This is a genomic window from Microbulbifer sp. S227A, assembly GCF_049800935.1.
In genome coordinates this window covers 430,328-442,915 of record NZ_JBNAFZ010000004.1, presented here as the reverse complement: position 1 = coordinate 442,915, position 12,588 = coordinate 430,328, and the positions used below count along the sequence as shown (strand labels likewise).

Here is a 12,588-nt window from a genome sequence, read left to right as displayed (position 1 = left end):
CCACGGACCGGGGGCAGGAGGCTGCCCCCGGTCGTCATGTTACCGAACAATAAGAAATCGCACGAATGCGATGACCAGGGAGAGTAATCGATGGCCCAAGACACGCCGGGCAAAGGCCCTCTGAGCGAAGAAGAACTTCAGGAGCTGGTATCCTCCAGCGACTCAGGCGCACGCAATCCTGCCGGCACCGTCGGCACGTTTCTTGCCATCGTCGCGGTGATCTGGTCGGTGTTCCAGGTAGTGCTGGCCTCGCCGGTATCCAACCTCGTGCTGCCCGGAGCGATCATCAACAACGACCGCTCGATCCACCTTGCCTTTGGCCTGTTCCTGGCTTTCATGGCCTATCCGGCGCTGAAATCGTCACCGCGCGACTATATCCCGATCCAGGACTGGATCATGGGTGTGCTTGGTGCCTTTATCGCCATGTACGGATATTTCTTTTACGACAAGATCGTGAAATCCGGCGGCCTTGCGGATGACACCGACAAGTGGTTTGCGCTGGTCGGGTTGCTGCTGCTGTTCGAAGGCGCGCGCCGCGCGCTTGGTCCGGCAATGGCGATCATTGCCTCGATCTTCCTGCTCTACGTGTTCTTCGGCTCGTCCGCATGGGTGCCCGATGTGATCCGCTGGAAAGGTGCCAGCCTGCAAAAGGCGATGAGTCACATGTGGATCACGTCCGAGGGCGTGTTTGGCATCGCGCTCGGGGTGTCGACCAAGTTCGTGTTCCTCTTCGTGCTGTTTGGCGCGCTGCTCGACAAGGCGGGGGCAGGCAATTACTTTATCAAGATGGCCTTTGGTGCCCTTGGGCACCTGCGCGGCGGTCCGGCCAAGGCGGCGGTTGTCGGTTCGGCGGCCACCGGGTTGATCTCGGGCTCGTCCATCGCAAATGTCGTGACAACCGGCACCTTTACCATCCCGCTGATGAAGCGCGTGGGATTCAGCAGCGAACAGGCCGGATCGGTCGAGGTCGCCAGCTCGGTCAACGGCCAGATCATGCCACCGGTCATGGGGGCGGCTGCGTTCCTGATGGTGGAATATGTCGGCATTTCCTATGTCGAGGTCATCACCCACGCTTTCCTGCCCGCCGCGATTTCCTATATCGCACTGGTCTATATCGTGCATCTCGAGGCGGTAAAGCGGAACATGCCGACCCTGGGCAACCGCACCGTGTCGATGGGCAAGACCATTGGCGGCATGGCGCTGTTCTTTGTCGGCTTTGCGCTGCTGTGTTACGGTGTGCAGTATCCGGTCAAGGCGATCATCGCGCTGATGCCCAATGCTTCGGGGCTGTCGCTTTCGATCCTCGTCATCGCCGCCTATATCGTGCTGTTGTGGCTGGCGTCGGGCACCGATGACCTGGTGCCGGACGATCCGAATGCCGAAGATGTGGAATTGCCGGTGGTGGCCGAGATCTACCGCGCCGGGCTCTATTTCCTGTTGCCGATCATCGTGCTGGTCTATTTCCTGATGATCGAGCAGAAATCTCCGGGGCTGTCTGCCTTCTGGGCCACCGCGCTGCTGTTCGTGATCCTGCTGACCCAGAAGCCGCTCAAGGCGATTTTCCGCGGCCAGAGCAACATGGCGCAAACCTTCATGAGCGGTGTCGGTGATCTGTGGCAGGGGCTGATCGATGGGGCGCGCAACATGATCGGGATCGCCCTTGCAACCGCAACCGCCGGTGTGATCGTCGGCACCGTCACGCTGACCGGTGTGGGTCAGGTGATGGCCGATCTGGTCGAGTTCCTCTCGGGAGGCAACCTGATCCTGATGCTGGTCATGGTGGGGCTGCTATCGCTGATCCTCGGAATGGGGCTTCCGACCACGGCCAATTACATCGTGGTCAGTTCGCTCATGGCGGGGGTCGTGGTGGAACTGGGCGCGCAATCGGGGCTGATCGTGCCGTTGATCGCGGTGCACCTCTTCGTGTTCTATTTCGGGATCATGGCCGATGTGACGCCGCCCGTGGGGCTGGCCAGCTTTGCGGCTGCGGCAGTATCCGGGGGGGATGCGATCAAGACCGGGTTTATCGCCTTTTTCTACAGCCTGCGGACCGTTGCGCTGCCCTTCGTGTTCATCTTTAACACCGATCTTCTGCTGATCGATGTCGGGTGGGTTCAGGGGATACTTGTTGCGGTCACGGCGACAATCGCAATTCTGGTGTTCACCGCCGGCACCATGGGCTGGTTCGTGACCAAGAACCGCATCTATGAAAGCGTCGCGCTGATCCTGATCGCCTTTGCGTTGTTCCGGCCCGATTTCTTCATGAACCGGCTGCAACCGCCCTATCAGGAGATCGAGCCCACGGCTCTTGTCGAGCGGCTGGATGGCGCGGCCGAGGGGCGCGAGCTGCGGGTGGTGGTCAGCGGCCCGGATTTCGATACCGGCGAGCCCAAGGAAACCACCCTGGTCCTGACCGTCGGGCCAGAGGCCAGCGGGCAGGAGCGGCTGGATGCGATGGGGCTGATCTTGCTGGAAGAAGACGGCATTGCCAGGCTGGACGAGCCGATGTTCGGCACCCCGGTATCCGGTGACCTGGGCAGCTTTGACTTCTACGGCGACACACCGGTGCAACTGGCCAAGGTGCAGGTGCCGGCGGATCAGATGCCCAAGGAGCTGGTCTTTATCCCGGCGCTGATCCTGCTGGCATTGCTCGCCTTTGCGCAGCGCGCCCGCGCATCCCGACAAGGAGTTCCCGCATGACGACATCCGTTCTTTGTGCCGTTGATGTCAGCGACGGCGATACCGACAGTGCCGTTCTGACCGAGGCCGCCAAGATCGCCGCGTTGCATGACGCACAGCTGGATGTGATCACCGTGCTGCCCGATTTCGGCAGCAGCCTGGTCTCGGGGTTCTTTCAGCCGGGGTTCCACCAGCAGGCCGAGGAAGAGGCGGCGAAACACCTTCAGGAACTGTGCATCGCGACCCTCGGGGAAGAGCGCAACCAGACCGTGCGCCATGTCATCGCAACCGGGTCCGCCTACAAGGAAATCCTCACCACCGCGCAAAAGGCGGGCAGCGACCTGATTGTCATCGGGGCGAGCAAGGCGGATATCAAGGATTTCCTGCTTGGCCCCAACGCATCGCGGATCGTCAACCATTCGCAATGCTCGGTCTATGTCGTGCGGTGACACGTAATGCGGCGCGGGCGGGGCTCTGCCCGCGCCCGCGCGCAACCACCAATCCGGCGGATCACAACCCTGTGCAGCGCTGCCCCACAACGGCGACCCTGCTCATTGACCCATCAGGGCGGCATCGAACGGGTATCGGGTCAGGTTCTCGTAGCCGTCCTTGGTTATCAGCACCTGGTCTTCGAGCTTGATCGTGAAATCGCCGCCAACCTCGCCGACACAGGCTTCGACACACAGCACCATCCCCGGTTCCAGCGCATAGTCAAAGGCACCGGCAACCGCCTTGTCCGGATAGCTGACCAGGGGCCATTCATCGCAGAGACCGACCCCGTGCATGATACATCCGTATTTCTGGGCCTGGTATTTGTCGTCCAGCCGATGCGCCCCGGCGGTCAGCTCGGGGATGGTTACGCCGGGCCTCAGCATCTCCATGTTGGTCATGACATGTTCATGCGCGTGCTGCATCGCATAGACCATGTCGGGCCGGGGTTTCTGATCGCCGATCCACCAGCTGCGCGAGATGTCGATGCAGATGCCATAGCTGCCCACCAGGTCGGTATCAAAGCTGATGATCTCGTTGGGCTGGGCGATGCGGGGGCCGCATTCCTGGAACCACGGGTTGGTGCGCGGGCCTGACGCCAGCAGACGGGTTTCGATCCATTCGCCGCCACGGCGAATATTCTCGGCATGCAGCACCGCCCAGATATCGTCTTCCGAGGCATCGGCTGTCGGCACCGTGGCGCGGGCGAAATCCTCCATCGCCCGCACGGCGGTTTCACAGGCATGGCTGGCGCAGCGCATTGCCAGAATCTCGTCCGGCCCCTTGACGGCGCGGGACTTCTCGGTGACTTCCTCGCCTTCCATGATCTCAAAACCCTGCGCCTGCAATGCGCGCAACCCGTGCAGCATCACCTTGTCCACCGCCAGCCGCATGTTGCCGGGGGCATGTTCCGCCAGCAGCGCGCGGACCTCGTTGGCAAAGACATCGGCGGCCACGTCCACCTTGTCGCCGCGGTCGAAATAGAACAGATCGGCCCCGCTGCGCTGTTCGCGGACCAGGGGGTTGAATTTGCTGAGAAAGGGCGAGTTCTTGTAATCCCAGATCACCATGTAGCCATCGGCGCAGAGCAGCACCGCGCGAAACGGGTTATGGGTGTTCCACAGCTGCATGTTGGTGCTGTCGGTGGCATAGCGGATGTTCAGCGGATCGAACATCAGCAGACCGCCATAGTCGCGGTCAACCACGTGCTGCGTCAGCCGCGCCCAGCGGTGTTCGCGCATCGCCGGCAGATTGGGCAGTGTCAGCCCCGCCGCCTGCCACTCGGACAGGGCCAGCCGGGTGGGGCCGATTTCAACGCGGTCCTGGTCGTTTGGGGTCCCGTCATCCAGGGTATCGCCCCGGCTCGGATCGATCTTGCGCGTGTCGCGGTAATGAGTGTTCATCGGACACCTCCTGGGGGCAGGGTGCAGGGCGTCGCGCGGCTTTTCCGCTCCGAATGCGACGGGTGCCATGTCATATTGCGACCCGGTCGGAAATTGTACGCCGCGCGGCGGAGCACCACCGTCAGCGATCGAACGAGATCGGCACCGTAAAACTGTAGCTGGCGTTGGACAGTCCTTTGGGCGCGGCCGGAAACCGGCGGGCGGATTGCACCGCGCGCAGGGCCGCCTGATCGATATGCGCATTGCCTGACGAGCTGACGATCGATGCCCCCTGCAAGGTGCCGCCAGAGCTCACCGAGAGGCGAATCCTGACGATTCCCGAGGCCCCGCGCGCCGCACGGGGATATGATTTTCGCCGTTCGATACGTGAACGGATCTGCGCGCCCCATTGTGACATCAGGCTCTGACGCTGACCCTTGCTGAGCGTGGCGGTGGCCTGGCTGTTGGCGAGCCCGGCCTGTTGCCCGCCGCCCTGGCCGGCGGCGCGTTGGACCGCGCTTGCCGCCGACGCCCGGCTCTTCTGGGCGGCTGGCTCGGTCGGAGTCTTGCGCGGTGGCTGCTTGGGGTGTTGTGGCCGTGATTGTGGGCGGATATCGGCGATCTCGGGCTGTTCCGGCTGCACCTCGTCGGGCACATCGGGTGGCGGCGGCGGGGCGGTTGCCTGTGCATCCGGCAGGGTTTCCGGCCGGGGCAGGGCCAGCCCCGCAACCCTGGGCAGGGCGGGTACTACCGGCGCGTCGGGGGTGGTCTGTTGCGGCAGATCGGGCGTGTCTGGCCTTGGCTGTACCAGCTTTGGTGCGGTCCGCGGTGACGGGGTCACCGGCGGCTTTTCCCAGGTCTCGACCATTTCCGCGATACTGGCGGTTGACGCTTGCAGCGACATCAGCGCTTCGCCGCCCTCGCCGGATGACGCGATCCCGGCTTCGGATGCGCGCAGGGTCAACAGCGCCAGATGCACCGCCACGGCCAGCGCCACGAAGACCACGAGTTCCGCCAGGCGTTTCATTGCTTGACCGTCACCAGCTGAACCACCTGAAACCCTGCGGCACCCAGTTTCGGCATCAGCGCGGCCAGCCGCGTGGCGTCCAGCCCGGCATCCGCGCGCAGGATCAACGCCGGTGGCGCGTTCTCGGGGCAAGGTTCGGAGTCGCAATGGCTTTCACGCGCGGCGGTGAGGGCTGCCAGCGCCTCGGTCTCGCCGATGATGTCGAGATAGCCCAGCCGCCCCTCGGCATCCATGTAGAGACGAAATGCCCCCTCGGCACTTTCGGTCTCGGCCATCACCGGCGGTTCGACGGCAAAGGGTTCCGGCGGGGCGATCTGGGCTGACATCAGGAAAAAGATCAGCAACAGGAACACGACATTGATCATCGGAACGATGCTCTCGGTCGGTTGCCGGCGCGGAGGAGTGGAGAATTGCACGGGGCTACTCGATCAACACAAGCGCGGAATATCCCGCCGCTGACAGCGTTTCCATCACCGTGATGACCCGTTGCAGATCGGCCCCCTGAGCGGGGCGCAGGATGATCGTGTCGTCCGGTTTGGCGGTCAGCTCGCCAATCTGCGCCAAAAGCGCGTTTGGCGTCAGGGCCACGCCGTTCAGCAACAGCGCATCAGGCTGGATATCGATCAGTCGGGGCGGGCCGGAATACCCTTGGCCACTGGCCGTGCCCGCGACATTCAATGGGATATGCATGTCGAGACCAAAGCGCGAAGCCAGCATGAAAAAGACCAGCAGCAGAAACACCACGTCGATCATCGGCGTCAGGCTGGGCTTGCGCCGGGGGCGGTCTTCGGTGAAGTCGAACATTATTCCGCCGCGGTGCGCAGCGTGGCGTTGGCGGCGTTGGTCGTCGGGCGCAGAAAGATGCGGGTGGCGGCGTCTTCCATTTGCAGGCGCAGGCGGTCGACGATGCTCTCGAACCATGTCAGGGCCGCCGCCGCCGGGATCGCCACCGCCATGCCCGCCGCCGTGGTCAGGAGCGCCTCCCAGATGCCGCCGGCAAGGGTGGCGGGATCGGCGCTGCTGCCGGCTTCTTGCAGGGCCTGGAACGCGGCGATCATGCCCATCACCGTGCCCAGCAGGCCGAGCAGCGGCGCGATGGTGGCGATCAGTTCGAGCGGACGCAGGCCGGACCGTGCGCCGGCGATCAGGTTGCGGGCCACGCGCGCGGTTTCTTCGCGGGCGGCCTCGTCATCCAGGGTTGCGTCGTGGCGCGCCGACATGGCGGCACGGGCCAGCACCGCACGGCAGGTGCGGCGATTGCGCAGCAGGTCAAGCGCGGCGTCCTCGTCGCCTTCCGACCACAGGGTTACCGCGCGCCTAGCCCGCGTGCCGCCGGACCATGCGCCCAGAATGGCCAGCCGCCAGATCTTCCAGAGGATCAGCGCCAGCGCCGCGACGCTGAGCGCGGAGATCGCCCAGATCGCGGGGCCGCCAAGCAGGATGAAATCATAGAGCCTGTTCAGTGCCTCGGCGCCGAGAACCGTTGATCCGTCAAACTCCATACCGCGTCTCTTTCAGGCTGGTTCCATGAAACGCCTTTGTCGCTATTTATACAGAGTGTTTTTGTCAACATTTTATCCGTAGTATTTTGGTCAGGATCGGCGGCGCGGGCAGGAACCGGCGCGGCCATGTGCAGAGATCAATGGAAATCCCGGCTGGGAAACAATTGCTTGGCCTGCTCGCGCGGGTGGCGGGCACCGCTGCGATAGCGGGGCGGGCGCGGGGCATCGTCGGCTTGCGGCTGGGTGATGCCGATCGCATCCTCCAGCGGGTGCCCCAGATCGGTCAGCCGATGCGACAGATCCTCGATCGTGGCGGCGATCAGGTGCACCACGATGCCTTCGCGCTGGATCTGGCCCGTCACGCGCAGCAGGCGGCCACCCATGACAATGCGGCGATAGCGTTCATAGACCTTGGGCCAGACCACCACGTTGCTGACGCCGGTTTCGTCTTCGAGGGTGAGAAAGATCACCCCCGAGGCGGTCCCGGGCCGCTGGCGGGTGATCACCAGCCCGGCCACCGAAATCCGGCCCGGCGGCACCTGTGCCAGGTCGCCATGCAGGGTCAGGCCGGGCAGGTCGGGGCGCAGCAACTCCATCGGGTGGGCGCGCAGCGACAGGCGCATGGCAACGTAATCCTCGACCACCTCTTCGCCCAGATGCATCACCGGCAGATCGACTTGGGGTTCCTTCAGGCCCTCGCCATCCAGCGGGTCGGCAAAGAGCGGCAGCGGTGCGGGTGCGCGGATCGCCCGCACCTGCCACAGCGCGTCGCGCCGGGTCAGGCCAAGGCCCGAAAATGCATCCGCCTCGGCCAGCCGCTCCAGAACCGGCGGGGCCATGCCCGCGCGCAGCCACAGGCTCTCGGGGTCGGTATATCCATTGCCACGCGCGGCCACGATCCATTCGGCGTCGTCCTTGCGGAACCCCTTGATCTGGCGAAACCCCAGCCGCAGCGCCAGCGCGCCATCCGCACGCCGTTCCAGATGATTGTCCCAATCGCTGTGATTGACACAGACGGGGCGGATTTCGACATGGTGTTCACGGGCGTCCCGCACGATCTGGGCCGGGGCGTAAAACCCCATCGGCTGGGAATTGAGCAGCGCGCAGGCAAAGATCGCCGGGTGATGACGTTTCAGCCATGAGGAGACATAGGTCAGCATGGCAAAGGCCGCCGCGTGGCTCTCCGGAAAGCCGTAATCGGCAAAGCCCTCGATCTGGGAAAAGCATTTTTCCGCCATGTCGCGGGGATAGCCATTGCCCATCATGCCGTCGACAAACCGGTCCCGATGCGCGCCGATGGTGCCCATGCGCCGGAACGAAGCCAGCGAGCGGCGCAGCCGGTCGGCCTCTTCGGCGGTATAGCCCGCGCCAACCACGGCGATCTGCATGGCCTGTTCCTGAAACAGCGGCACGCCCAATGTCTTGCGCGTCACTTCCGCCAGCGCCGGGCCAAAGGGTTCCGCCTTTTCCAGCCCCTGACGCCGCCGGATAAATGGCTGCACCATGCCGCCCTGGATCGGGCCGGGGCGCACGATGGCGACCTCGATCACCAGATCGTAAAAGGTGCGGGGCCGCATCCGGGGCAGGAAATTCATCTGCGCGCGGCTTTCGACCTGAAACACACCAACCGCATCGGCCACGCACAGCATGTCATAGGTTGCCGTGTCCTCTTGTGGCACCGAATCCAGCGTCAACTGTGCGCCTTCGTGCCGGTCGATCAGCTCAAACGCCTTGCGGATACAGGTCAGCATGCCAAGGCTCAGCACATCGACCTTGAGAATGCCCAGCGTGTCGATATCGTCCTTGTCCCATTCAATGACGGTGCGGTCTTCCATTGCGGCGTTTTCGATGGGGCACAGCTCGTCCAGCCGCCCCTTGGTGATGATGAACCCGCCGACATGCTGGCTCAGATGGCGGGGAAAGCCGATGATCTCGCCGATCAGGTGAATGGTCTGGGCCAGCCGCCGGTCGTTCAGATCCAGCCCCAGTTCGCGGATGCGGTCGGGATCGGCACCGCCGTTGGACATGCCCCAGATCTGTCCCGACAGGCTGGCCGTCACGTCCTGGCTCAGGCCCATCACCTTGCCCACCTCGCGGATCGCGGCCCGGCTGCGGAAATGGATCACGGTGGCGCAGAGCCCGGCGCGGTGGCGGCCGTATTTTTCATAAATCCACTGGATGACCTCTTCGCGCCGCTCATGTTCGAAATCCACATCGATATCGGGCGGCTCGCCGCGATAGCGCGAGACAAAGCGTTCAAACACCATGCCGATCTGATCGGGGCTGACATCGGTGATGCCAAGCGCCCAGCACAGGATCGAATTGGCCGCCGAACCGCGCCCCTGGCACAGGATGCCCAGCGATCGGGCATAGGTCACGATGTCATGCACGGTGAGGAAATAGGCGGCAAAGCCGAGTTCCTCGACCAGCTGCAATTCCTTGTTCGCCAGCGCGTGGTAGCGGTCGGGGATGCCATCGGGACAGCGCCGCGCCAGCCCCTCATCGGTCAACCGCATCAGCCGCTCCTGCGGGGTTTCGCCCCCCTTGGCAATCTCGTCGGGGTATTCATAGCTGAGTTCGCTCAGGCAAAAGGCGCACCGTGCGGCGATTTCCAGCGTCCGGCGCAGGGCGGCGGGATGGTTGCGATAAAGCCGCGTCATGTCGCTGGCCCCCTTGAGCCGCCGTTCGCCATTGGGCAGGGCGCGGGTGCCGATCTGGTCAATGGTGCAGCCCTCGCGCAGACAGGTCAGCACATCGGCCAGTTGCCGCCGTGCAGCGCGGTGCATCAGCACATCGCCCACCGCCACCATCGGTGCCCCGACCCGCAGCGCCAGCCGCGCGCAGCGATCGAACCATGCCTGGTCCGAGCCGTCATAACGCGGCGCGGCCCCGAGGAAGACCGACCGGGGATAGCGGCGTTTGACCCCCTGGATGATACGGGCGCTGGCCGCCGGATCGCTGGCCATGTCGGCCGGGGGCAGGGCGATCAGGATCATCCCGGCGCAACCCTCTTGCAGGTCGTGCAGGTCAAGATGGCATTCCCCTTTGCCCGCCCGGCGTTTGCCGCGGGTCAGTAATCGGGACAGGCGGTGATAGGCGGCGCGGTCCGTGGGCAGGGCGATCCAGTCGACCGGGCAGTCGCGCAGCACCAGCCGGCAACCGGTGATCAGGCGGGGCAGCGAGATCCCGGTGGGGCGGGTTATATCCTCGGGGGTGCCAACCTCCTGTCGCGAGCAGCTGTCGGTGCGGTGTTGCGAGCGGATTTGCACCGCCTCTTCGGCCTCGCGGCGCAACTCTTTCAACGCGCTATAGGCGCGCACCACCCCGGCCAGCGAATTGTGGTCGGTGATGGCAATGGCATGCAGGCCCAGTTCGGCGGCGCGCACCACCAGTTCCTCGGGATGCGAGGCCCCGGTCAGGAAGGTGAAATTGGTGGTGACGCCCAGCTCGGCATACCCGGTCTGGGCAGGGTGGGCATTCATGCGAACTCTCCCTGCACGAACCAGCCGGGGTTCTGCGGCGTATAGAACAGCCACAGCCGCCGGCCTTGCCGCGTGTCGACCTGCCAGTAATCGCGCACGCCGCTGCGCCAGGCATCATCCTCCAGCCACCATTCCGGGGCGATGCGTTCCGGGCCGGTGGCGCGGGCGGTGTCCAGCGTCATGCGCCGCCAGCGCAGGCGGCGCGGCGGGCGGGGTCCGGCCCCGGCGATGGGTTCCGGCGGAAACAACCGCACCGGGCGCGGGCGCGGCGCATGCCACGGGCCTTCGGGGCGGGCATAGGCCGCCGGTGCAACCAGGAACCCGCGTTCCGGGATGTGGCTGTCGGCGGGCAGGAAACGTTGCACATTCTCCAGCCCGATCCGCGTGCCGATCCGGGTGATCAGATCGTCGAGCTGTTGCTTGCTGTTGTCGGTGACGGAACTGATCTGCTGAACCGGCAGCGGCTCGACCTGCACCGCCTCAAGCCGCATCTGGTCGATGCCGAACCCGGCCTCGATCCCGGAAACACCACGTTCAAACAGCGGCAGGATACGCGTGGCATGGCGCATGGCGCTGGCCAGCCGCAATTCCACCTGCTGGTTGCTCTGGTCGATCCGCCGCAGCGTCAGGCACAGCAACCGCGCCCCGGTTTCCCGTTCTTTCAAACGATCGCATAACCGCTCCAGCAGGCGCGCGGTGCCGGCCATCACGTCACCGACCAGCCCGATCGGCTCGGGCAGGGTCAGGCGCACCGCGTAATGCGGCGGCTCGGCCATCGGCGTTATCGCCTCGGGCTGCGCGCCAAGCGCCTGATCGAGCCGCAACAGCACTGCCTGTCCAAACCGGCGGGCCAGCGGCGCGCGCGGGGCCACGGCCAGGTCGGATATCCGCCGCAGGCCCAGCCGCTGCAACCCGGTGACGGTGTCCTGCGGCAGGCGCAGCGCGGCCACGGGCAGACCGCCAAGGGCCGCCAGCGGATCGCCGGGCTCGGCAACCCCTTCGCCATGATGCGCCAGCGCCCAGGCCGCGCCACGGCTGTCGGCGAGGCCAAGCTGCAAGCCCAGCCCGGCGCGCGCCATCCGCCTGCGCATATCCGCCAGTAGCCCGGATTCGCCGCCCAGCAGATGCGCCGCACCGGTGATGTCGAGCACCAGCCCGTCCTCGCCCTCGGGGCCCACCCAGGGGCAATAGCGGGTCGCCCAACGCGCCAGGGCGGCGAGGAAACGGGCATCGCCGCGCGGATCGGCGGGCTGGCTCAGCAGGTCGGGGCAAAAGGCACGGGCGTCGGAAAACGGCATGCCGCGCGACAGGCCAAGCGCCTCTGCCCGCCGGTTCAGGCAATAGAGGCGTTCGGTGTTGTTTTGTTTCAGCGTCAGCGCAAAGGGCGCGTCAACCGGGCTGGCCCGCAGGACCCGGTCACTGGGCAGGCGGGGAAACCACATCGAGACGACGCGCCGGGTGATCCCATCGAACATCCCAGGCTCCTAATGTTCCTGATTTGTTCTTTATAAGTTTCCACCGCATCAGTGTCGAGTCCCCCGGCAGCGGATCATAGAGCGCAGAGACGTGCCAACGGGTCTCGGCGGCATTGCTGCCCATGTCTTCTGCAATCAGGCACAGCCCGGTCGAGCCCCCCGCCTTGGCCGCCAGTTGCAGGCGCCGCCCGGCGGTCAGGCCAAGGGGCTGGCCAAGTTCGGCGATCACCAGCGGCACGCTGCCATCGCGCAGGGCCTCTTCGGCTACGGCCAGCACATCGGTCTGCTCTCGGGTCTGCGCCACCAGCAGCCGGTCGGGATCAAAGAACCGGCAGAGCCCCACGGGGTTCGGGAACTCAGCCCGCCAGGTTTCGCGAATCCACAACAGGTTGCCCGGAACGCGGGCACAGGCCGCGGCGGCAAACCCGGTCGCACCGGGGCCGCAGACCTCGTGAACGCGGGTCTTGCGCAGGGGGAAACAGGTATGAAAGGCCGCAGACATGAGATCAAAATAACCCGGATTTCCGGCGATAGAAACCACCGTTGATCGCG

The 12,588-nt window shown here is 65.0% G+C and carries 10 protein-coding genes; 2 read left to right on the top strand and 8 right to left on the bottom strand.

Annotated features, from left to right (window positions below):
• Positions 1-90: 90 nt before the first annotated feature.
• Together ACP15R_RS12605 and ACP15R_RS12600 are read left to right on the top strand one after the other, a co-directional pair.
• Positions 91-2,700: a TRAP transporter permease gene (locus ACP15R_RS12605; protein ID WP_424986767.1), complete on the top strand. Its 2,610-nt coding sequence runs from the start codon at positions 91-93 to the stop codon at positions 2,698-2,700.
• Entirely contained in the window at positions 2,697-3,128 is a 432-nt protein-coding gene (locus tag ACP15R_RS12600; protein WP_424986766.1) for a universal stress protein, read from the top strand. Before ACP15R_RS12605 ends, ACP15R_RS12600 begins: the two co-directional genes overlap by 4 nt.
• Before the next feature lie 102 nt (positions 3,129-3,230).
• Here ACP15R_RS12600 and dddP read toward each other — a convergent pair whose 3' ends face one another.
• The 8 genes from dddP to ACP15R_RS12560 form a co-directional block, all read right to left on the bottom strand.
• Positions 3,231-4,571: a dimethylsulfonioproprionate lyase DddP gene (gene dddP / locus ACP15R_RS12595; protein ID WP_424986765.1), complete on the bottom strand. Its 1,341-nt coding sequence runs from the start codon at positions 4,569-4,571 to the stop codon at positions 3,231-3,233.
• Positions 4,572-4,692: 121 nt separating this feature from the next.
• Entirely contained in the window at positions 4,693-5,577 is an 885-nt protein-coding gene (locus ACP15R_RS12590; protein WP_424986764.1) for an energy transducer TonB, read from the bottom strand.
• On the bottom strand, positions 5,574-5,993 hold the full coding sequence (locus ACP15R_RS12585) for an ExbD/TolR family protein (protein ID WP_424986763.1): 420 nt from the start codon (positions 5,991-5,993) through the stop codon (positions 5,574-5,576). Before ACP15R_RS12585 ends, ACP15R_RS12590 begins: the two co-directional genes overlap by 4 nt.
• A 4-nt stretch (positions 5,994-5,997) precedes the next feature.
• Entirely contained in the window at positions 5,998-6,381 is a 384-nt protein-coding gene (locus tag ACP15R_RS12580) for an ExbD/TolR family protein (RefSeq protein WP_424986762.1), read from the bottom strand.
• Positions 6,381-7,079, bottom strand: coding sequence for a MotA/TolQ/ExbB proton channel family protein (locus ACP15R_RS12575; protein WP_424986761.1), 699 nt, complete (start codon positions 7,077-7,079; stop codon positions 6,381-6,383). Before ACP15R_RS12575 ends, ACP15R_RS12580 begins: the two co-directional genes overlap by 1 nt.
• A gap of 137 nt (positions 7,080-7,216) precedes the next feature.
• Positions 7,217-10,561 (bottom strand): error-prone DNA polymerase, encoded by a 3,345-nt coding sequence (locus ACP15R_RS12570; RefSeq protein ID WP_424986760.1) that lies wholly within the window; start codon positions 10,559-10,561, stop codon positions 7,217-7,219.
• Positions 10,558-12,036 (bottom strand): Y-family DNA polymerase, encoded by a 1,479-nt coding sequence (locus ACP15R_RS12565; RefSeq protein WP_424986759.1) that lies wholly within the window; start codon positions 12,034-12,036, stop codon positions 10,558-10,560. The genes ACP15R_RS12570 and ACP15R_RS12565 overlap by 4 nt, the downstream gene beginning before the upstream one ends.
• A complete protein-coding gene (locus ACP15R_RS12560; RefSeq protein ID WP_424986758.1) occupies positions 11,978-12,538 on the bottom strand; it encodes an ImuA family protein in 561 nt (186 codons plus the stop codon). The genes ACP15R_RS12565 and ACP15R_RS12560 overlap by 59 nt, the downstream gene beginning before the upstream one ends.
• Positions 12,539-12,588 lie beyond the last annotated feature (50 nt).